At 62.8% G+C, this 21356-nt stretch carries 16 protein-coding genes; 6 read left to right on the plus strand and 10 right to left on the minus strand.

What is annotated here, in order from left to right; all coding sequences use genetic code 11:
* Nucleotides 1–43 precede the first annotated feature (43 nt).
* From hflC to miaA, 5 genes are all read right to left on the minus strand, one after another.
* Nucleotides 44–910 carry a protease modulator HflC gene (gene hflC, locus IE071_RS06430; RefSeq protein WP_189440934.1) on the minus strand — a complete coding sequence of 289 codons (867 nt, stop codon included), beginning with the start codon at nt 908–910 and terminating at the stop codon, nt 44–46.
* A complete protein-coding gene (hflK, locus tag IE071_RS06435) occupies nt 910–1986 on the minus strand; it encodes an FtsH protease activity modulator HflK (RefSeq protein WP_189440257.1) in 1077 nt (358 codons plus the stop codon). The genes hflC and hflK overlap by 1 nt, the downstream gene beginning before the upstream one ends.
* Nucleotides 1987–2143: 157 nt before the next feature.
* Complete coding sequence (hflX, locus tag IE071_RS06440) at nt 2144–3445, minus strand: ribosome rescue GTPase HflX (protein WP_189440258.1); 1302 nt, start codon at nt 3443–3445, stop codon at nt 2144–2146.
* A gap of 57 nt (nt 3446–3502) precedes the next feature.
* The gene (gene hfq / locus IE071_RS06445) at nt 3503–3790 is read right to left on the minus strand and encodes an RNA chaperone Hfq (RefSeq protein ID WP_189440259.1); all 288 of its coding nucleotides are present in this window, start codon (nt 3788–3790) and stop codon (nt 3503–3505) included.
* A gap of 158 nt (nt 3791–3948) precedes the next feature.
* A complete protein-coding gene (miaA, locus tag IE071_RS06450) occupies nt 3949–4914 on the minus strand; it encodes a tRNA (adenosine(37)-N6)-dimethylallyltransferase MiaA (protein ID WP_189440260.1) in 966 nt (321 codons plus the stop codon).
* 129 nt (nt 4915–5043) lie between these two features.
* On the opposite strand from miaA, the gene IE071_RS06455 reads away from it, so the two are divergent.
* The gene (locus IE071_RS06455; protein WP_189440261.1) at nt 5044–5739 is read left to right on the plus strand and encodes a hypothetical protein; all 696 of its coding nucleotides are present in this window, start codon (nt 5044–5046) and stop codon (nt 5737–5739) included.
* Between the two features lie 88 nt (nt 5740–5827).
* Here IE071_RS06455 and IE071_RS06460 read toward each other — a convergent pair whose 3' ends face one another.
* Nucleotides 5828–7990 carry a S46 family peptidase gene (locus IE071_RS06460; RefSeq protein WP_189440262.1) on the minus strand — a complete coding sequence of 721 codons (2163 nt, stop codon included), beginning with the start codon at nt 7988–7990 and terminating at the stop codon, nt 5828–5830.
* Nucleotides 7991–8229: 239 nt separating this feature from the next.
* Between IE071_RS06460 and tdh the strand changes: the two genes are divergently transcribed.
* The 3 genes from tdh to kbl all read left to right on the plus strand — a co-directional run bounded on the left by tdh (nt 8230) and on the right by kbl (nt 14377).
* Nucleotides 8230–9252, plus strand: a complete 1023-nt coding sequence (gene tdh / locus IE071_RS06465) for an L-threonine 3-dehydrogenase (RefSeq protein ID WP_189440935.1) — start codon at nt 8230–8232, stop codon at nt 9250–9252.
* Nucleotides 9253–9418: 166 nt separating this feature from the next.
* On the plus strand, nt 9419–13087 hold the full coding sequence (locus tag IE071_RS06470) for a DUF748 domain-containing protein (protein WP_189440263.1): 3669 nt from the start codon (nt 9419–9421) through the stop codon (nt 13085–13087).
* Between the two features lie 90 nt (nt 13088–13177).
* Nucleotides 13178–14377 (plus strand): glycine C-acetyltransferase, encoded by a 1200-nt coding sequence (gene kbl, locus IE071_RS06475; RefSeq protein ID WP_189440264.1) that lies wholly within the window; start codon nt 13178–13180, stop codon nt 14375–14377.
* A 55-nt stretch (nt 14378–14432) separates the two neighbouring features.
* Here the strand turns inward: kbl and IE071_RS06480 are convergent, their stop codons facing one another.
* From IE071_RS06480 to IE071_RS06490, 3 genes are all read right to left on the minus strand, one after another.
* On the minus strand, nt 14433–15212 hold the full coding sequence (locus IE071_RS06480) for a pseudouridine synthase (RefSeq protein WP_229792778.1): 780 nt from the start codon (nt 15210–15212) through the stop codon (nt 14433–14435).
* A gap of 170 nt (nt 15213–15382) precedes the next feature.
* Nucleotides 15383–16531 carry an OmpA family protein gene (locus tag IE071_RS06485; protein ID WP_189440266.1) on the minus strand — a complete coding sequence of 383 codons (1149 nt, stop codon included), beginning with the start codon at nt 16529–16531 and terminating at the stop codon, nt 15383–15385.
* Between the two features lie 359 nt (nt 16532–16890).
* Nucleotides 16891–18342, minus strand: coding sequence for a bifunctional 2-methylcitrate dehydratase/aconitate hydratase (locus tag IE071_RS06490; RefSeq protein ID WP_189440267.1), 1452 nt, complete (start codon nt 18340–18342; stop codon nt 16891–16893).
* A 274-nt stretch (nt 18343–18616) separates the two neighbouring features.
* On the opposite strand from IE071_RS06490, the gene IE071_RS06495 reads away from it, so the two are divergent.
* Nucleotides 18617–19306, plus strand: coding sequence for a TerC family protein (locus IE071_RS06495; protein WP_189440268.1), 690 nt, complete (start codon nt 18617–18619; stop codon nt 19304–19306).
* Between the two features lie 57 nt (nt 19307–19363).
* Nucleotides 19364–19975: a glutathione S-transferase N-terminal domain-containing protein gene (locus tag IE071_RS06500; RefSeq protein WP_189440269.1), complete on the plus strand. Its 612-nt coding sequence runs from the start codon at nt 19364–19366 to the stop codon at nt 19973–19975.
* A 7-nt stretch (nt 19976–19982) separates the two neighbouring features.
* On the opposite strand, the gene IE071_RS06505 is transcribed toward IE071_RS06500, so the two are convergent.
* Nucleotides 19983–21230 carry an acetate kinase gene (locus IE071_RS06505; RefSeq protein WP_229792779.1) on the minus strand — a complete coding sequence of 416 codons (1248 nt, stop codon included), beginning with the start codon at nt 21228–21230 and terminating at the stop codon, nt 19983–19985.
* Nucleotides 21231–21356 lie beyond the last annotated feature (126 nt).

Consider the following 21356-nt stretch of genomic DNA (forward strand, 5'->3'; position numbering starts at 1 on the left):
GGAATGACGTTTGTTTCGGAATAGCGTGCCGAAATCCGCCGGATCAGCGCTTGGCGGCGGGCTGGCCGAAGTAGCGCAGGAACTCGTCGTCCGGCTTCATGATCAGCACGCCCTTGCCGTCTTCGAACGACTTCTTGTACGCCTGCAGGCTGCGGAAGAACGCGAAGAACTCCGGATCCTGGTTATACGCCTGCGCGTAGATCGCCGCCGCCTGCGCATCGCCCTCGCCTTTCACCTTGGCGGCGTCGCGGTTGGCATCAGCTTTCAGCACCTGCGCCTGGCGGTCGGCGTCGGCCTGGATCGCCTGGGCCGATTCCTGACCGGTGAAGCGCAGTTCGTTGGCCAGTTGCAGGCGCTCGGCGCGCATGCGCTTGTAGACCGATTCGCTGACTTCGTTGGGCAGGTCGATGCGCTTGATGCGCACGTCGACCACGGCGATGCCGAGGTTCTTGCGCGCGGAGGCGTCGGTCTGCGCACGTACCCGCTCGGTGATGTCCTTGCGGCCGCCGGAGATCAGGTCAGGCAGGGTACGCGCGTTGAACTCGAAGCGCAGCGCGTCCTTGACGATCGGGGTCAGCCGCTGCGCGGCCATCAGCTGGTCGCCGCCGGTGGCGCGGTAGTAGGCCGCGTTGTCGGCGACGCGCCACTTCACGTAGAAGTCGACGTTGACGCTCTTCTTCTCGGAGGTGAAATAGCGTTCCGGCGGCGCATCCAGCGACAGGATGCGCTTGTCGAAATCCATCACCTGCTGGATCAACGGCAGCTTGAAGTGCAGCCCCGGCTGGTAATCGGTGTGCACGATGCGGCCGAACTGCAGCAACAGCGCGCTATGCCCTTCGCGGACCACAAACATGCTGTTGAGGCCGAGCAGGATCAGCAGCAGCGCGATGACGGCGGAAGTGATCTTCATCATGGCTGCGTCCCCTTGTCGGCCGCGTTGCTGCCGGCCGGTGCCGGCGTCGGCACGATCGCGCCCACGGTGGCCGAAGCGGTTTCAGGCGCCGCAGCACCTTGCGGTGTCTGCAGGTTGATGATGTTGCGACCGCCGGAGCTGTCGATCACCTTGGGGTTGTCGGCCATCACCTGTTCCATCGTTTCCAGCCACAGGCGCTTGCGGGTCACTTCCGGCGCGGCCTTGTACTCGGCCAGGATCAGGCCGAAGCTGGTGGTGTCACCTTGCGCACGGGCAATCCGCGCCGCCTTGTAACCAGAAGCCTCGGCCGCGATGCGCGCAGCGTCGCCACGCGCGACCGGCACCACCTTGCTGGCGTAGGCCAAGGCGGCGTTCTCGATGCTCTGCTTGTCTTCGCGGGCGTTGTTGACGTCGTCGAAGGCGTCTTTCACTTCGTTCGGCGGGGACACATTCTGGAAGCTGACCTCGGTGACGCGCAGGCCGGAATCGTAGCCGTCCAGCGTCTTCTGCAAGGTTACCTGGGCTTCGCTGACCAGGCTGGCGCCGGCGGCGGACAGGATCTGGTCCATGTCGCTGCCGCCGATCACCGAGCGCACCGCAGCCTCGGCCGCGGCGCCGATGGTGCCGTCCGGGTCGTTCAGCGAGAACAGGTATTTGCGCGAATCGTCCACCTGATACTGCACGGTGAAGTCGATCGTGATGATGTTTTCGTCCTTGGTCAGCATCGCCACCTTGTCGGTGACCGAGCGGATCCGCGTGGCCTCGACCTTGCTGACCGACTCGATCGGCTGCGGCAGCTTCAGGTGGAAGCCCGGCGCCAGCGTGCGCGAGTACTGGCCGAAGCGCAGCACCACGCCCGCTTCACGCGCGCCGACGATGGTGTAGCTGCTCAACAGCAGGAAGACCACCAGCAGGACCAGCACGGCCATCAGGATGCTGCCGGGACCCTGCCCCAGCTTGCCCAGATGGTTCTTCGCGTTGTTGAGCAGGTCGTCCAGTGGCGATTTGCCGGTGGCGCGCTTCCTGTTCCACGGATCGTTCTGCCCGTTCTTGCCGGGTTCATTCCATGCCACTGTCAGTCTCCTTGAGGCCGTCGGAGGCCGGCAACCCTGACCAGGACATGTCTTGGCACCGGGTTGCACATGAGATTCAGCCTGAGCTGTCGATGGGGTGTGCGGCCTGATGGGGAATGGCCGCACAAACACTGGGTATTCTAGCAGAGCCGGCGGCTCATTCCGCCACGGCGAGCAGCTCGCGCAGCAGCAGGGTTTCGGTGGGATCACCGCCGCTGAGCGGCGCGATGACGCTGCGCGGCGCGTCGATGCGCAGCTGCCAGCCGTGCTCGTCCACCGTCTCGCCGGTGATCGCGCCAGCCGCCTTCAGCCGCGCGTGCAGCCGGCCGGCCGACAACGGCAATTGCAGCGCCGACTGCACCCGCTCACCGCCGAGCAGTTCGCCCAGCGCCTGACGCAGCAGATCGAGCCCAACACCGGTAGCGGCGGACAGCCAGACCCGCACGGGCTTGCCGGCGGCATCGCGATCGATGCGTGGTTCGGCGCCAGCCAGGTCGATCTTGTTCATGATGTGCAGCTGCGGCACGTCGCCGGCGTCGATCTCCTCCAGCACGTTGTCGACCACGCGGTGCAGGCGCTCGCGCTCCTCGTCGGCCGCATCGCTGACGTGCAGCAACAGATCCGCATCGTGCGCTTCGGCCAGGGTGGCGCGGAACGCGGCGACCAGATCGTGCGGCAGCTCGCGGATGAAGCCAACGGTGTCGGCCAGCACGGCTGGGCCACAGCTCAAGTTCTCCAGCTTGCGCACGGTCGGATCGAGCGTGGCGAACAGCAGGTCGGCGGCGTAGACGTCACCGGTGGTCAGCGCATTGAATAGGGTCGACTTGCCGGCGTTGGTGTAACCGACCAGCGCGACCTGCGGCACCGTGTTGCGCAGGCGCGAGCGACGCTGCTGGCCGCGCTGGGTCTGCACCTTCTCCAGCCGCTTGGTCAGCATCTTCACGCGCACGCCGATCAGGCGGCGGTCGGTTTCCAGCTGGGTTTCGCCGGGGCCGCGGTTGCCGATGGCGCCGCCGCGCTGGGCGTCCAGATGGGTCCAGCCGCGCACCAACCGGGTGGCCAGATGCTTGAGCTGGGCCAGCTCCACTTCCAGCTTGCCTTCGTGCGAGCGCGCACGCTGGGCGAAGATGTCCAGGATCAGGCCGGCACGGTCGACCACGCGGATGCCGAGATGCTTCTCGAGGTTGCGTTCCTGCACCGGGGTGAGCACGTGGTCGACCAGCACCACGTCGGCCTGCAGCGCACGCGCCGCCTCGGCGACTTCGTCCGCCTTGCCGCTGCCGATGTAATAACGCGGGTTGGGATCTTCGACGCGGGCGGTGACCACGCCCAGCACGTCGGCACCGGCGGACTTCACCAGCTCGGCGAATTCCTCGGCACGCCGGGCTGTATCGCCTTCGCCGCGGGAATGCGGCAGGACCAGGACGGCGCGGTCGCCTTTCTCTTTTCTATCGAACACTAGTGGGTGCAGTCCTTCAGGAGCAGACCCACTTCATGCGGGCGGGTGCCCCGTCTATCAAGCGTCCGCGTCGGCGGATGCATCCGACGCACCGGCGTGGCTGTCATGGCCCTCGGGACCATCATGGCCATTGCCGATACGCACATTGCGGCTCGGTACCACGGTGGAGATGGCGTGCTTGTAGACCATCTGGCTCACCTGGTTGCGCAGCAGCACCACAAACTGGTCGAACGACTCGACCGTCCCCTGCAGCTTGATGCCGTTGACCAGATAGATGGCGACCGGCACGCGTTCGCGCCGCAATGCATTCAAAAACGGATCCTGCAACGATTGTCCCTTGGACATTTCTTGTTCTCCCCTTGCTACGGCACAGACCGAAGAAAAAACGCCAAAGGCGCCCCGGCCCAACATGCTGGGATGTTAACTGCTTTCAAATACTTGATGAAAGGGGATTTTTGCGTGGCGCAAGTGCACTGGGTCACGCTGGCAATGCGATCCGACCGCTATGGCCCGGTTGGTTGGTCCGGGCGACCGAGAAACAGCTGCACAGCATCGGTGGCGCGCGCGGTCAAGCCGGGTTGATCCGGATCGAACAGGCGGGCGCCGTAGTCGCTGCGCAGCCAGGTGATCTGGCGCTTGGCCAGCTGGCGGGTGGCGAAGATGGCGCGGTCGCGGAATTCGGCGGTATCGGTCAAACCGTCCAGATGTTCCCATGCCTGTCGGTAGCCGACGGCGCGGATCGCCGGCAGCTCGGCGTGCAGGTCGTCGCGTGCACGCAATGCACGCACCTCGTCGAGAAAACCCGCCGCCAACATCGTGTCGAAACGCAGGGCAATGCGTTCGTGCAGCGTGCTGCGATCCGGTGGCAACAGCGCCAGCTTGAGCACACGCCATGGGAAGTGTGTGGTCGCGCCACCGCGCTGCAGTTCGGACAACGGCCGGCCGGTCAGCTCGATCACTTCCAGCGCGCGTTGCAGGCGTTGCGCGTCATTGCAGCCGATCCGCGTCGCCGCTACCGGATCCCGCTGCGCCAGTCGCGCATGCATGGCCGGCCAGCCCATCTGTTCGGCCTCCGCGGAAAGCCGCGCCCGGATCGCAGGATCGGCCTCCGGCAAATCGGACAGTCCTTGTTGCAGCGCGCGGAAATACAAGCCGGTGCCACCGACCAGCAACGGCACCCTGCCCCACGCGCTGATCTGTTGCATCAGCGGCAACGCATCGGCGCGAAAATCCGCCGCCGAATACGGCTGGGCCGGATCGCGGATGTCGATCAACGCGTGCGGATAGCGCGCCAAGGTCGCGGCGTCGGGTTTCGCGGTACCGATGTCCATGCCGCGATAGACCAGCGCCGAATCCACGCTGACCAGATCCAGTGCGAAACGCTCGCTCAGCTCGCACGCCAGCGCGGTCTTGCCGGAAGCGGTGGGGCCCATCAGGAAGATGGCGAGGGGGCGATGATCGACGGGCATCGGTGCATTGTAACGGGCGCTTGGCCATTCGCTGCCGCGGTCAACCACTGCCGTGAGCAGCGCGTTTGAGTGAGATGCCGTGCTGCTATACAGCGACATGGCCTCAGCCGACTCTCAGAAGTATTCCCCATGACGCTCCCGAAATCGCGTTACCTGCCGCTGGTTCTGCTGCTGGCCATATCTTCGCTGGCGGTCCGTGCGGCCAGTCCTCCAACGCCGGACTTCAGCGGCATCTGGCGATTGAACGAGCAACAGAGCGACAGCCCATCCGACATCGCAGCACGCCTGCATGCGGAAAAGAAGCTCGAACAACCCGTGCAGCAACCCGCGACCGCCGCCTCGTCCGGTACACCGGCAAGCCACACGCCCGGTGGACATGGTGGTGGCCGCGGCATGGGTGGCGGCGGCATGGGCGGTGGTGGTCATGGCCATGGAGGTGGCGGTCGAAGCCATGACAAGACCGCGACCACCGACAACGGCACGGCGGCTCCCGACGACCCGCCGCCGCTGCTGGCCAACGATTCGTTGATGAATGTGCAGCAGGATGCCAAGGACATCCGCGTGGCGTTTGACGAGAAGGACCAACTGGACGGCCGGCTCGACGGCACTACGCATCAGTCACTCAGCGGCAACGCACTGGTGCAGACCCGACTGACCGCGGAAGGCCTGCAGATTTCCATGCAATTTGAAGGCGGCGTCCGGTTGCGGCAGGACTGGGTACAGTCGCCCGATGGCCATCATCTGACCGTCATCGAAACGTGGACCACGCCGGCCGTGCAACAGCCGATCGTGTTCAAGCGCAGCTACGACCGACTGGATATCTGAACTGTCGCACCGCTGCTTCCACAATAGCCACACAAAACAAAGGCCCGCGTCATCGACGCAGGCCTTTGTGCTTACACGAGCCGCTGGCTTACTTCGCCGGCACGCCCATTTCCTTCAGCAGGTTGTCGGCGTGGTCGAGGTGGTGCATGACCCATAGCATGTAGCGCACATCGACCTGGATCGAACGGTTGAGCTGCGGGTTGAACAGCCAGTCGCCACTCACCGACTCCCAGTTGCCGTCGAACGCCAGGCCGACCAGCTGGCCGTTCGCGTCCATCGCCGGCGAGCCGGAGTTGCCGCCGGTGATGTCGAGATCGGCGAGGAAGTCGACCGGCAACGTGCCCAGCTTCGGCGACGCGTAACCATCGAATGCCTTGGCCTTGATCGCGGCGAGTTCGGCCTTCGGCGAGTTGAACGGCTCGACGCCGGTGTCTTTTTCCAGAATGCCCTGCACCGTGGTGAACGGCGCATAGCTCACGCCATCACGCGGGGCGACGCCCTGCACGTTGCCGAAGGTGACGCGCAGCGAGCTGTTCGCATCCGGATAGACCGGCAGGTGCTGCGAGTCCTTCCACGCGATCATCGCCTGCATGTAGCGCGGGCGCAGCTTGCTCATCTCGCCGGCACGAGCATCCTGCTCATCCTCGAGCTTCTGCAGCTGCGGCTGCATCGCAACGGCAAGCTTGAGCATGCTGTCGTTGCTGGCGTCAATCGCCCTGGCGTCGGCCTTGAACCACTTCAGCCGCTCGTCGGTGTTGCCGAGCTGGCTGCCGGCGTACAGCGCAGCAACCTTCTGGCTGAGCTGTGCCTCGGTTTTCGCATCGCCCAGCCACGCATCGAGCGCCGGCAGGCGCTGATCCTTTGGCAGCGTCACGTAGCGCTGCAGGCCATAAACCATCAACTGCTGGTCGACCTTCGGATCGTAGCGACGCTCCATCTGCTTGAGCGCCGCTTCGATGCGCACTTCGTCGCGCTGCTGGTAGCCCGGATCGCGCTGCAGGTCCGGCTTGGCGCGCTCCTTGGACAGGCGCACCAGGCGCAAGGCGCCGCTCAGCATCGAGGAACGGTTGACCAGTCCCAGGTCGAGACTGCGCTCACGAGTGGACTTGTCCGCGGCGATCGCCTGACGCAGCTTGCCGATATCGGCGACCAGGGCCGTGTTGTCGGCACCGCCCTGCTGCTTCAGCCACATTTCGAGCTGAGCTTCCTGGGCGCGCTTGACGTTGACGGCGTCGGCACGGCGCAGGCCTTCGAGCTGGCCACCGAAGTTCTTCAGGTAGTTGTTGAGGCTGGCGACCATGCTGGCGTACTTCACCGCCACTTTCGGATCGGCCTTGCCGGCGGTGTTGATGATGTTGAGCGTGTCCTCGTACACCTTGATCTGGGTCGGGTAGACCCAGTCGATTGAGCTCTGCACTTCATCGGCGAGACGGTAGCGGTTGGTGCGGCCCGGATAGCCGACCACCATCACATAGTCGCCCTGCTCCACGCCCTGCGGGTTCACCTTCAGCACATGCTTCGGGTGATACGGCACGTTGTCCTTCGCATAGGTGGCCGACTTGCCGTCCTTCGAGACGTAGGCGCGCAGGTAGCTGAAGTCGCCGGTGTGGCGCGGCCACATCCAGTTGTCGACGTCGCCGCCGAACTTGCCGATCGACTCCGGCGGCGCGTAGACCAGGCGCACGTCCTTGATCTCCAGTTGCTTGATCAGCTGGTAGCTGTAACCGCCATGGAAGGTGTAGACGTCGCAGCGGTAACCGTCGCTCTCGCAGCCCTTCACCAGTTCCTTGATCGCCAGCTCGATCGCCTTGTAGCGCTCGGCGCCGCTCATCTTGTCGTTGAGCTTGGCGGTCACATCCTTCGTGACGTCGCGGATTTCCTCGGTGACGAACACGCGCATGTCCGGCGAACCCTGCAGCTCTTCCGCCTGCGTCTTCGCGAGGAAGCCATCGACGATCAGATTCTTCTGCGGCGTGGAGTTGTACTGCAGTGCGCCGTAACCGCAATGGTGATTGGTGACGATCAGCGCATCCGCCGACACGAACGAGGCGGTGCAACCACCAAGGCTGACGATCGCACCCATCGGGTAGGCGGTCAGGTCGGTCAGTTTGGCCGGGTCGAGCTTCAGGCCATGCTGCTTCAACGTGTCGGCGATCTTCGGCAATTGGGCGGGCTGCCACATGCCTTCGACGGCATGGGCGGTACCGGCAAGGCCGGCGGCGAGCGCGGCAGCGAGCAGAACACGACGCATGGACAACTCCTTCAACGTGGGTGGATAACGGGTCACGTCGCATTTTCTTGCGATATGAATTGGCCTTTATGCCGCAAACCCGCGTCACAACGATAGTGACTTTCGGCAGGGTCAGGCCGCTGACCCGGTTCGCCACCATGCCACCAGTGCCTCTACGGCGCCCGATACGATCCCTCTATAATTGGCGGCTTCCCTGCCCGCTGTGCGGGCCAACCGATGGATTCCCCATGTCGCAGACGATGAAAGCCCTGGTCAAGCGCAAGCCCGAACAGGGCATCTGGATGGAAGAGGTGCCGCTGCCGGTGGTCGGCCCGAACGAAGTGCTGATCAAGATGGAGAAGACCGCCATCTGCGGCACCGACCTGCACATCTACAAGTGGGACGAGTGGAGCCAGCGCACGATCACCCCCGGCCTCACCATCGGCCACGAGTTCGTCGGCCGCATCGTCGAGATCGGCCCGGGCGTGACCGGCTACAAGATCGGTGATCGCGTCTCCGCCGAAGGCCATATCGTCTGCGGCCATTGCCGCAACTGCCGCGCCGGCCGTCAGCATCTGTGTCCGAACACGATCGGCATCGGCGTGAATCGCAACGGCGCGTTCGCCGAATACATGACGATGCCGGCCTCGAACCTGTGGCCAATCCCGGACCAGATCCCGTCCGAGCTGGCCGCGTTCTTCGATCCGTACGGCAACGCCGCGCATTGCGCGCTGGAGTTCGATCTGATTGGCGAGGACGTGCTGATCACCGGCGCCGGCCCGATCGGCATCATCGCCGCCGGTATCTGCAAGCACATCGGCGCGCGCAACGTGGTGGTCACCGACATCAACGACTACCGCCTGAAGCTCGCCGCCGACATGGGCGCGACGCGGGTGGTCAACGTGTCCAAGCAGTCGCTGAAAGATACGGTGAAGGAGTTGCACATCGAAGGCTTCGACGTCGGCCTGGAGATGAGCGGCAACCCGCGCGCGTTCGGCGACATGCTCGACTGCATGTATCACGGCGGCAAGATCGCGATGCTCGGCATCATGCCGCGCGGCGCCGGCATCGACTGGGACAAGGTGATCTTCAAGGGCCTCACCCTGCAAGGTATCTACGGCCGCAAGATGTACGAGACCTGGTACAAGATGACCCAGATGGTCCTGACCGGTTTTCCGCTGCAGAAGGTGTTGACCCATCAGATCGCGATTGACGATTTCCAGAAGGGTTTCGACCTGATGGACGCCGGCACCTGCGGCAAGGTCGTCTGCTCCTGGAACTGAGCGAATCCTGTCACACCCTTGCTTTTCCGCCGGGAAAGCCATCCTGAAAACTCGGCCGCCCTAGTACACTTGCGTCAGGGCGGCCGACAGAATCGCCGGGATTGTGAAGGTGCAAGGCCTCATGGCCTGACACGGTCGGCGCGCGATGTCATGGGAGCGTCGTTGGATGGCCGATCTCTTCAGCAACCCTCGTATGGCCGCAGGACGCGACCACGCCCTGGCCGTCTATCGCTCACATCGTGTGCGCAAATGGCTGATGATCGCGGCCATCGTGCTGGTGATCTTTGGCCTGCTAGGCTTCCTTGCCGCACCATCGATCATCCGCAGCCAGATCGAAAAGCGCGCCGGCGTTGCGCTGCAACGCCAGGTAACCCTGGGCGCGGTTCATCTCAATCCGTACACGCTGCGACTGCAACTGGATCAGCTGCACATCGCCGACCGCGATGGCAAATCGGCCTTCGTGGATATCGACCAGGCGGTCATCAACGCCTCCTGGACATCCGTATTCCGCATGGCACCGGTGCTGGACGAACTTGCCTTGCAGCATCCGCGCATCCGCATCGTGCGCACGGCGGACCAGCGCTTCAACTTCAGTGACATCATCGATCGTTTCGCTGCCCAGCCGTCCGATCCGAACGCATCGCCGACGCGTTTCGCGCTGTCCAACATCAGCGTGCACAACGGCGACATCGCGTTCGACGACCAGCTGTTGAAGGCGAATCATCACGTCGAACAGCTGGAGCTTGGCATTCCCTTCATCGCCAACCTGCCCAGCGACACGGATGTATTCGTGCAACCGTTGCTGGCCATGCGCGTGGATGGCAGCTCCATACACATCGATGGCCATACCAAGCCGTTCGCAGGTAGCCGCGAATCGATCGTCAACTTCCAGCTCGACCGGCTCGATCTGTCGCGTTACCTCGCCTATGCCCCCACACCGCTGCCGGTGGCTGTACCCAAGGGTCTGCTCAGCGGCAAGCTGGACCTGCACTTCATCCAGACCAAACCCACCCCACAGTTGCAACTCACCGGCAACCTGCAGCTGGATGACTTCGTCCTCGACAGCAGCCATGACGAACCCATCGTCACGCTGGCTCGCGGCAATGCGAACCTGGTCGACGTGCAGCCGCTGGAGTCGCGTTATCACCTGGGCACGCTGAAGCTGGACCAGGCCCAGCTCCATTACACGCAAGGCGCGGAAGGACACAGCAACTTCGACACGCTGACCGCCCCCGCTGCCCCGGCAGACGCCAGCAAGAAGGCCACGCCGACCGACCTGCGCATCGCCTCGATGGTGCTCACTGGCAGCACCATCCACTACACCGATGCCGCACAGAACAAACTCGACCTGGCCAACCTGCATGGCAGCATGCAGGGCCTGAGCATGCTCGCAGCGCCCCCCGCCCGGCTCGACCTTGCCGGCCAACTCTACGGCGGCAACATCACTGCCAAGGGCACGGTGGACCTCGCCGCATCGAAGATGGTGGCAGCGCTCGGCCTGAACCAGGTGGACTTGGTACCGTTGCAAGCGATGGCGGCCTCTTCCGTCGCAGCGCGCATGACCAAGGGCAAGCTCGACGCTACCGGCCAGCTGCAGCTCGACTGGGGCAAGACAGTGAACGTGCATCTTGCCGATGCCCATGTCGCGGTGAACGACTTCGCACTGGAACCACAATTCAAGGGGCACGGCGCACCCGTCGCCTGGGGCAAGCTGGACGCCGAGATCAAGCAGATCGACCTCGCGAGCCAGCAGGCCCAGCTGGGTACGGTGACGGCCAGCAACCTCAGCCTGGACGTGCAGCGCAATAGCAACAAGTTCATCAGCCTGCTCGACCTGTTCGCGGTCAAGAATACCCGGCAGAAGAAAGCGCCGAGCAGCAGCCCGCCCTGGCACTGGAGCATCGCCCACCTGCTGTTCGACAACGCCATGGTCGACTTCACCGACATGGCGGCCGGCGACAAACCCGTGAAGATCAAGGTGCAGTCGCTCAAGGGCGGCATGGACAACATCAGCGACAAGCTCAACGAGCCGCGCGACCTGAAACTCGAGGGCGTGGTCGACAAGGGCAGTTTCGTTGCCACCGGCAAGCTGCAACCGGCGCCGATGCTGGCCGACTTCCAGCTGACCACCAAGCGGCTGGACATCGCCAATTTCGAGCCGTACATCAGCGTGCCGCTGAATGTCACCATTTCCAGCGCGCGTATCAGCAGCAACGGCAAGGTGCATTACGACGGTCGTGGTGCGGAGCCAAAATTCACCTACAAGGGCAATGCCGCACTGGAACAGGTGCGGGTGCAGGACAAGCTCACCGGCGATGACTTCCTGCGCTGGCGTACGCTCAGCGGCTCCAACATCGATATGACCTACGGTTCGGGCACGCCGCGCATGCACGTGGGCGGGCTGGTGCTCAGCTCGTTCTATGCCCGCATGATCATCAATGCGAATGGCAAGCTGAATCTGTCCGACGTGGTGGCCAAGCCGGAAGAGGCGCCGGTGTCGGTGACCCGTGCCGGTGTCACGGGAGCCGCCGCTCCCGCTGCGCCCAAGGTGCCGGTACCGGCACCGGTCGCAGCGACCACGGCAGTCGCACCCGCCACGCCGGCAGCACCCCAAACACCCGCGGCGGATATGCGTATCGGCGGCATCACGCTGATCAACGGCCAGCTCAACTACACCGACAACTTCATCAAGCCCAATTACACCGCCAACCTCACCAAGCTCACCGGCAAGATTGGCGCCATCAGTTCCACCCCGGGCGAACCGCCAGCCGACCTCTCGGTACAGGCTGCGTTGGACGATGCCTCGCCGGTGGACATCGACGGCAGCATCAACCCGCTGCAGCCAGTGGCTTTCCTCGACATCAAGGGCAAGGCCAACGAGGTCGAGCTGACCCGGCTTGCCGCCTACTCCACCAGGTACACCGGATATCCGATCACCGCCGGCAAGCTGACGATGGACGTCCACTACATGCTGGACCAGCGCAAGCTCAATGCCGACAACCACATCTTCATCACCCAGCTGACCTTTGGCGATCGCGACGAGAGCCCTGGCATCCAGCATCTGCCGGTTAAGCTGGCTGTGGCGCTGCTTAAAGATACCCAGGGCAATATCGACGTGAACGTGCCGGTATCCGGCTCACTGGACGATCCGCAATTCAGCATGGGCGGGCTGATCTGGCATGCCATCGGCAATTTGATCGCCAAGGCCGTCACCGCGCCGTTCCGACTGCTCGGCGCCGCCTTCGGCGGTGGCAGCCACGAAGACCTGGGTTACGTGGAGTTCGATCCGGGCTCGGATGTGCTCAATAGCCAAGCGCAGGAGCGGCTGGGCAAGATCGTCGCCATGCTCAACCAGAAGACCGGGCTGAACCTCGACATCATCGGACGCGTGGATCCATCCAAGGATCAGGACGGCCTGCGCAAGTTCACCGTGGACACCATGATTCGTCGCGAAAAGGCGCTGAACCAGTCGGGCAAGAACGCCGATACTTCCGATAGCGCACTTGCGGCAATCAACGTGACACCAGACGAGTACGAAAAGTATCTCAAGCGCGCTTACAAGAACGACGATTTCGCGAGCAAGCCGAAGAACATCATCGGCCTGAAGAAGTCACTCGAACCCGACGAAATGCGCAGCCTGATGGAAACCAATGTACCGGTCGACGACAAGGCCATGCATGATCTCGCCGAACGTCGCGCCGCCGCGGTGCAAGCCTGGCTGAAAGGCAAGCTGGACGACAAGCGTGTGTCGCTGAAAGGCCCCAAACTCAATACCGATGGCATCGACGACAAGGGCAAGACGACGCGGGTGGAATTCGGCCTGCATCAGGGATAAAGAGCGTGGCCGACCATCTGTCGGCTCGCGTTCCTTCACAGCGTGGCCGCGAGGGCTCAAAATAGCCCTTTGCCCAGTTGGAATACCCTCATGAGCTACCCCGGCCAGTCTCGCTACGCGAGCGAACTCGATTCCATCCGCGAGCAAGGCCTGTTCAAGGCCGAGCGCATCATCACCTCACCGCAGTCCGCCGAGATCGAGCTGGAAGGCGGTCGCAGGGTGCTGAACTTCTGCGCGAACAACTACCTTGGTCTGGCCGATCATCCCGAGGTAATCCAGGCGGCGAAGGACGCACTCGACACGCACGGCTTCGGCATGGCCAGCGTGCGCTTCATCTGCGGCACGCAGGATCTGCACAAGCAGCTGGAAGCGAAGATCGCCGCATTCTTCGGCACCGAGGACACCATCCTCTACGCCGCCTGCTTCGACGCCAATGGCGGCCTGTTCGAACCGTTGCTGGATGAAGAGGATGCAGTCATCTCCGATGCGCTGAATCATGCCTCGATCATCGATGGCATCCGCCTGTGCAAGGCCAAGCGTTTCCGCTACGCCAACAGCGACATGGCCGACCTTGAGAAGCAACTGCAGGCCGCTGACGCCGCCGGTGCGCGCACCAAGCTGATCACCTCGGACGGTACGTTCTCGATGGACGGCTTCATTGCACCGCTGGACCAGATCACCGCGCTGGCCGCGAAGTACAACGCACTGGTGCACATCGACGAATGCCACTGCACCGGCTTCCTCGGCGACAGCGGTCGCGGTGCAGCCGAAGTGAATGGCGTGATGGACAAGATTGACATCTTCACTGGCACGCTGGGCAAGGCGCTCGGTGGTGCGTTGGGCGGCTTCACCACGGGCCGCAAGGAAGTCATCGAGTTGCTGCGCCAGCGCTCACGCCCCTACCTGTTCTCCAACTCGTTGCCACCGCACGTGGTTGCCGCCGCCATCAAAGTGTTCGACATGCTGAGCAGCGCTGGCGACCTGCGCAACGTGCTCAAGGAGAACACCCGTTATTTCCGCGAGCAGATGAGCGCGGTCGGCTTCGACATCAAGCCGGGCGTGCACCCGATCGTGCCAGTGATGATCTACGACGCGAAACAGGCGCAGGCGATGGCTACCGGCTTGCTGGAGGAAGGCATCTATGTCACCGGCTTCTTCTATCCGGTGGTGCCGCAAGGCCAAGCCCGCATCCGCACGCAGATGAGTGCGGCACATACCCGCGAGCATCTCGATCACGCGATTGCCGCGTTCATCAAGGTGGGTCGGCAACTGGGCGTGATCGGCGGTTGATCAAGTAACTCCGCAGGGCGGGTATGCGCTATCCGCTCTGCGAAGTTATTGACAGTCAGTTTTTGCCCTTGCGGGTATCGAGTGCGCTGACCTCGCCAGCACTCAATCGCCGCCATTGACCCTTCGCCAACTCGCCCAGCGTCAATGGCCCGATCGCCACCCGGATCAGGCGCAGCACATCGAAACCCAACGCCGCCAGCAGGCGGCGGATGTGCCGGTTGCGGCCTTCGTCCAGCACCACTTCCAGCCACGCATTCTTCTCGCCGACACGCAGCAGTGTCACCCGCTTCGCCTTCAGCAAATCACCAGCATCGTTGATGCCTGTCTGCATCATTGCCAACGCCGTCGCATCCGGCTGACCAGCCACCTGTACGTGGTAAGTCTTGTCCAAGTGTGTCGCCGGATCAGTGATGCCAGCAGCCCACGTCGTGTCGTTGCTCAATAACAGTAAACCTTCGCTGGCCTTGTCCAGCCGGCCGACCGGTCCCAACCACGGTAATCCGGCGGCGGCCAATGCGGTATAGACCGTTGCGCGCCCCTGCTCGTCGGCCGCGCTGACAATCAGCCCGCGTGGCTTGTTGAACGCGACATGGACGCATTCGGCGGATTTCACGATCTGACCATCGACCGCAACCTGTTGCCGATCGATCAGCGTCGGGTGATGCGGATCGCGCACGATACGTCCATCCAGGCTGACGCGACCAGCGCGTATCCATTGCTCAGCCTGGCTGCGCGAACAGGCACCCAGTTTGGACAGGACGCGTGCCAATCCATGCCGTGGCGGATGTATCGCAGGTGCAACGGAACGCGCGGAATGGAAAGGTGGGCGAGACATCCCGCTAGCGTATAAGCCGGAGCCGCAACATCACAAGAATCATTATGAAAAGGTGGTCCGATCCGGGTATAGAGCGCCGCAATTCGGTGTGCAGAGGACTGGTTTCGACAAACCAAAAAAAAAACCCGGCCGAAGCCGGGTTTTTTCATACTACTTTTACCGAGGTTCGATTACTGCTGAACCTGCAGTTCCGTACGACGGTTCTGCGCGCGACCGGAGTCGGTTGCATTGTCGCCAATCGGGTTGCTCATGCCGTGGCCGATCGGGCCTTCCAAGCGGCTGGCATCGATGCCGTGGCTGGTCAGGTAGTTGTAGACGATCGAGGCACGACGCTCCGACAGGCTCTGGTTGTAAGCTTCAGTGCCCTTCGAGTCGGTGTAACCGGCAACCGTCACATGCACCTGCGGATAACGCTGCAGGGTATCGACAGCCTGGTTCAGAACCGCGATCGAGTCGGCGCTCGGCTCAGCCAGCGACTTCGAAATATCGGTCTCACCCTTCTTCGGGCGATCGAACTTGAAGTTCACACCGCGCAGATCGATGACAACCTTCTGCGGGCAACCGTCCGGACCGACGATCGTACCGGCAGGCGTACCCGGGCACTTGTCGTCGCAATCATTCACGCCGTCGCCATCGCTGTCCTTGGTCGAGCAATCAGCCGGCGGCGGAGTAGCCACCGCGGCCGGAGCCGCGGCCGGAGCGCCGAAGCGCGAGACGATGCTGAAACCCAGGAACCAGTCGCCGTAACCGCTCTTGGCAGGCTGGGTCTTGTTGTCGAAGTCGTAGCGGTAACCACCTTCGACGCGGATGTCCGAGCTGTCGGTGATCGTCTTGGAGACACCGCCGCCCACTTCAGCCGCCGGCGACCAGCCTTGATCGCCCGAGGAATGATGGTTACTGCCCATCACACCAGCAAGCAGGTACGGACGCCATGCGTTCCAATCGCCTGCGTAGAAGCGTGCAACGGCACCGATATTGTTGTTGGACCAATTACTGTGGGAGTGGCCCGTGCCGCCATTCACGACGCGGTTATCAACCTTGCGGCTGGTACGGTCGACGAACAAGTCGATCGATGCGTTCGGCGAGATGAAACGACCCACGCCCAAGCCATAATAAATCTGACGGCTGTTGGTGTTGCGATCGGTGTCGTTGTAATAACCGCCCACGGTCGGAGCGATATACCAACGATCGTCATAGCTCGAGGTAGCGGTGTTGGTGCTGGCGGTATCGGCGGGAGCAGCCGTGGTGTCCTGCGCATGAACGGCACCTACGCCGCCCAGGGCCAGCGCAATCAGAAAGTACAAGCCCTTACGTTTCATCAGGTGTCTCCTCAATTATTAGGTTTTCGCGTCCGTTCAACCCCAACCGGAAGTCGCGCGTCAGAACTGAACTACGTCATTCAGAGCATTTACAGCCCCTGCTTGGCGTTTCTGCGGCAAGCGGCGGGCAGTGTAGCAAACTTGTTAAGTTATTGGTGCTTTAACGCTGCACAACAAAATCCTGGTGAGATTCCGTTCAGAAAAGTTTGTTGGCAAACGCGCCGTCAAATTCTTCGGGTAGCTATCACGTAATTACATGCAGTTTTCGCACTTGTTCGCAGGTCGAACAGAAGCAGATCGACAGGGGCAGAAGCCATCCTCACTTCTGTCCCTGTCTTAATCTTCCACTCACGCCGTCTTTACAACGTGAAGAGCGCCAGAAACTGCTGTACCGGCATTGCATCGAGCTGCGCCGGATCTTTCGTCGCCACCATGATCGCCTTGACCCGATGCGCCGGCAAATGGTCGCGAATGGCCGCTTCGAATTTCTGCAGCAGCACCGGGATACCCTCGGCACGACGCTGGCGGTGACCGATCGGGTAGTCGATCGATACCTTTCCGGTGCCGCTTCCATCCTTGAAGAACACCTGCACCGAATTGCCGATGTAGCGCTTGGCCGGGTCGAAATAATCCCTCGTAAACTGCGGATTTTCGACCACCGTCATCCTGTCCCGCAGCGCATCGATGCGCGGATCGGCGGCAATGTCATCGCTGTAGTCGCTGGCCACCAGCCGTCCGAAAATCAGTGGCACCGCGACCATGTACTGGATGCAATGGTCGCGGTCGGCGTAATTCGCCAGCGGGCCGGTCTTGTCGATGATGCGGCAGCCGGCCTCTTGCGTTTCGATGACGATCTTCTCGATCTGATCAATTCTGTCGGCAACCTCCCCATGCAGCTGCATCGCGCATTCCACTGCGGTCTGGGCGTGAAATTCGGCCGGAAAGCTGATCTTGAACAGCACGTTTTCCATCACATAGCTGCCAAACGGACGCTCGAACTCGAATGGCTTGCCCTTGAACGCGACGTCGTAGAAACCCCAGGTCTTTGCCGATAGTGCCGAGGGATAGCCGACCACACCACGATAGACGGCGTTGATCGCGTGAGTCACCGCACGTCGACAAGCATCGCCGGCAGCCCAGCTCTTGCGCGGGCCGGTGTTCGGCGCATGGCGATAGGTGCGCAGCGCGCCGTTGTCGATCCAGCTATGCGACACGGCGGTGGTGATCTGCTCCTTGTTGCCGCCCAGCATCGCGGTGGCTACTGCGGTGGAGGCCAGCCGTACCAGGATCACGTGATCCTGACCAACCCGGTTGAAGCTGTTCAGCAGCGCATAGCAGCCCTGGATCTCGTGCGCCTTGATCGCATAGCCAAGCACATCGCGCACAGTCAGCGGCTGACCGCCTTCGCGCTCTGCCTTGCGGCTCAGGTAGTCGGCCACCGCGAGGATGGCACCGAGATTGTCCGACGGATGACCCCACTCGGCCGCCAACCAGGTGTCGTTGAAGTCCAGCCAGCGGATCTGCGTACCAATCGCAAACGCGGCCTGCGCCGGATCCAGCTCGTGGCTGGTACCCGGCACGCGCGCACCGCCCGGCAGTGTCGCGCCCGGCACCAGCGGACCGAGATGCTTCGCGCACTCCGGAAACTTCATGGCCAGCATCGAGGTACCGAGCGAGTCGAGCAACATGTAACGCGCAGTGTCGTAAGCCTCCTGTGAGTCGATCTGATAGTCGACAACGTAATCGGCGATATCGACCAGTGGCTGGTCGGGATCGGGACGGACGGCCGAACGGGTGTCGTGCGCACTCATGGCGGATCTCGCAGGAGGGGCAACAATCATTTTAGCCGACTGGCGCGCCCGACGTTGCTTGACCGCAACTACCCTGACCCCGACAATCCAACAACACATCCCAAAAGGGAGTAGTTCCCGGCGCAAGTTCAGCTGCGCCGGTGTGGTGATCGTCAACACGAGCGACGCTTCGCTCCGGTCACCTCGGCAGTCCTGCTGCGAACGAGACTTTTGTGGTGGATACGGGCCGCGCGCGTCCGTATCCACTGCATTGTCTGACGCGCATGGACTCCACATGGATCTCTTCGCTACCGATTTTCTCTCCGGCCTGCTGGCCATCATCCTGCTCGATCTGGTGCTGGCCGGCGACAACGCCATCGTCATCGCCATGGCGGCCAGCCGCCTGCCGAAGGCGATGCAGAAAAAGGCCGTGTTCTGGGGCACGTTCGGTGCCGTCGCCGTTCGTTTTGCACTCACCGCCGTCGTCGTCTATCTGCTCAAACTGCCGGGACTGATGCTGGTCGGTGGCGTACTGTTGCTGCCGATCGCCTGGAAGTTGTTGCGCCACGATGCCGACGACAATCCCCATGTCAGCGCCAGTAATACGTTCTGGAGCGCACTGCGCACGATCATTGTTGCCGATGCCCTGATGGGCATGGACAACGTGCTGGCGATTGCCGGTGCATCGAAAGGGCATCTGTCCCTGGTCATCATCGGACTGCTGGTGAGTGTGCCCTTGGTCGTCTGGGGCTCGACCCTGATCCTCAAGCTGATCGGGCGTTTTCCGATCATCATGTACATCGGCGCCGGTGCGATCGCATTCACTGCCGGGCGGATGATCTCGCACGATCATTGGCTGAGCGGCTGGTTCGATGCACACAGCTGGGTGAAATACGCCATGGATGTGTTGCTGGTGATCGGCATCTGCGGTGGCGGCTGGCTGATGCAACGGCGCCGCCAGCGCCTGAAGCCGCTGTCCGGTTGAGGTCGTGTCAGACATACGAAGCTGCAGAACGCTGCCCTGCCACATACGGAGTCACTCATGAAGCTTTACTACGTGCCCGGTACCTGTGCCCTAGCCGACCATATCGTGCTGGAGTGGATCGGCCAGCCTTACGAGCTCGAGGAAGTACCTCGTGCCGAGCTGCGCTCGCCGGAGTATCTGAAGCTCAATCCGGATGGTGTGGTACCGACCCTGGTCGACGACGATGGCTGGGTGTTGACCGAGAACATCGCCATCCTCAACTACCTGGCCGATCGTTTTCCGGTTGCCCGGCTTGGCGGCAACGGTACGCCGCGCGGACGCGCTGAAGTCAACCGCTGGCTGGGCTTTCTCAACGCCGACGTGCATCCGGCGTTCAAGCCGCTGTTCCGGCCCGAGCGATTCATTGCCGACCCCGCCCAGCACACCGGACTGCAGGCCACTGCAAAGACAAAGCTGCGCGGCTATTTCGAGCGATTGGATGGCCAGCTGGCAGGCCGGGACTGGCTCACCGGCACACGTTCGCTCGCCGATCCGTACTTGTTCGTGGTGCAGCGCTGGGCCAAGGCGAAAGCCGTCGACCTGAACGGGCTCGATCATCTGGAACGCTTTGTCCAGCGCATGCACGCCGATACCGGCGCCATCGCAGCCATGCGTGCCGAGGGTATCTGAGCGACCGCTAGTACATCGTCGGCACTCTGACCGTCACGGTGGCATCGGGCGTATCGCGCGTCACTCCCACACCAAGCGTGAAGTTCATGCTGCGCTTGTCGCTGAATCGATAGGAGCCGCCGATCAGCAAGGTGCCCAGCACGCTCTTGGCCGAGCCAGCCACAGTCTTGCCGTTTTGCTTGGTGATGCCGACAAAGCTCTGGTCATAGCCGATGCTGATCGATGCCTTCTCATTGAGCGCGAGCCCCATGCCGAGGCTGGCATCAACGATGTCGCCCACCTGCACCGTACCCAGCGGCTCCTTGCCCCCGAGCAGCACGGTGCGGCTGACGTCGTGACGCGGGAAGTTGTGCAGGTAACTCACGTTGCCGAAGAACACCACCGGATCGGAGGGATACAACCAGGTCACACCCGGCTGCAGCGAGTAGAAGCCCGAACCGGTCGGAAGTTGCAGCGGCAGCCCGGTGCCGGTCGCATTCTCCACGCAGCGGGTGACGCAATCGGTGGTGACCTCGAAAGGATCCCTGCCGGTGCGCGACTTGAAACGTAGCCAGCCTATGTAATACGGCTTGTCTGCACCACCGTCGTTGATCTGGTAACGGGCGGTGGCCTCCACGTCGCCGATGCCATGGCCAGCGCTCGTGAAGACCTTGTCCGTGGCACTGCCAGTGAAGATCTCGCGACTGATCGTGTCGGTGTGCCCATAGACATACGGTATCCGCAGCTCCATCTCCAGTCGGTTGGTAATGCCGTAGCGCAGCGCGACTGCGCCGGTCTGGGTCGTCGTCTTCACTTGGCGCGCGTCGATCAGACCGATCAGGATCGCCGGGATCACGGTGTAGCCGATCAAGGCGACCCGGTCGGCGGACGAGTAGCCGAATTGATAGGACGGCTCCACCACCAGCTTGCCACGCGGCGTCAGTACGCCAGGTTGATTGAAGATCGGGGCGACAGCCGGCGGCCCGCTATCGCGCTCAGGTGCCTGCCCAACTGTCCGGTCCGGTGGATTGTCGGTCGGCTCCGTATCAACGCTGGCCGCGTCGCCGGCAGGCATGGGCAATGCGGTCGCCATCGAGCCACCTGCCCTCACGTTGCCCGCGCGTTGCCGGTCGAGCACGTCGAGACCCACGGCGTGCCGCAGTGCTCGATAGTCGGCCTGCTGCGATGCGAGCGCTTGCTTCATCGCCTCGATCTGCGCGTTCTGGGCAGCCAGCTGGGCGCGCATCTCCTCGATGCGCGCGTCCTGCTTGCTCATGTTCTTTTGAAGTACCGCAGACAGTTCACCCGAACTCACCGGGTTCGAACTCACCGGGGCTGGATTGACTGGCGCTACCGGATCCTGCGCGCTTGCCACACCACCGAGTAGCACCAGCCCGGCACA

The sequence above is a fragment of the Rhodanobacter panaciterrae genome, from assembly GCF_014651895.1.
GTDB classification, from domain to species: Bacteria; Pseudomonadota; Gammaproteobacteria; order Xanthomonadales; family Rhodanobacteraceae; genus Rhodanobacter; species Rhodanobacter panaciterrae.

Coding starts and splice junctions, on each gene's coding strand:
- hfq (WP_189440259.1), bottom strand. CDS start 3,790: ATGTCCAAGGGACAATCGTTGCAGGATCCGTTTTTGAATGCATTGCGG.
- IE071_RS06490 (WP_189440267.1), bottom strand. CDS start 18,342: ATGAGTGCGCACGACACCCGTTCGGCCGTCCGTCCCGATCCCGACCAG.
- IE071_RS06460 (WP_189440262.1), bottom strand. CDS start 7,990: ATGCGTCGTGTTCTGCTCGCTGCCGCGCTCGCCGCCGGCCTTGCCGGT.
- miaA (WP_189440260.1), bottom strand. CDS start 4,914: ATGCCCGTCGATCATCGCCCCCTCGCCATCTTCCTGATGGGCCCCACC.
- IE071_RS06500 (WP_189440269.1), top strand. CDS start 19,364: ATGAAGCTTTACTACGTGCCCGGTACCTGTGCCCTAGCCGACCATATC.
- tdh (WP_189440935.1), top strand. CDS start 8,230: ATGAAAGCCCTGGTCAAGCGCAAGCCCGAACAGGGCATCTGGATGGAA.
- IE071_RS06485 (WP_189440266.1), bottom strand. CDS start 16,531: ATGAAACGTAAGGGCTTGTACTTTCTGATTGCGCTGGCCCTGGGCGGC.
- IE071_RS06495 (WP_189440268.1), top strand. CDS start 18,617: ATGGATCTCTTCGCTACCGATTTTCTCTCCGGCCTGCTGGCCATCATC.
- IE071_RS06455 (WP_189440261.1), top strand. CDS start 5,044: ATGACGCTCCCGAAATCGCGTTACCTGCCGCTGGTTCTGCTGCTGGCC.
- IE071_RS06480 (WP_229792778.1), bottom strand. CDS start 15,212: ATGTCTCGCCCACCTTTCCATTCCGCGCGTTCCGTTGCACCTGCGATA.
- IE071_RS06470 (WP_189440263.1), top strand. CDS start 9,419: ATGGCCGATCTCTTCAGCAACCCTCGTATGGCCGCAGGACGCGACCAC.
- IE071_RS06505 (WP_229792779.1), bottom strand. CDS start 21,230: ATGAGCAAGCAGGACGCGCGCATCGAGGAGATGCGCGCCCAGCTGGCT.
- hflC (WP_189440934.1), bottom strand. CDS start 910: ATGAAGATCACTTCCGCCGTCATCGCGCTGCTGCTGATCCTGCTCGGC.
- kbl (WP_189440264.1), top strand. CDS start 13,178: ATGAGCTACCCCGGCCAGTCTCGCTACGCGAGCGAACTCGATTCCATC.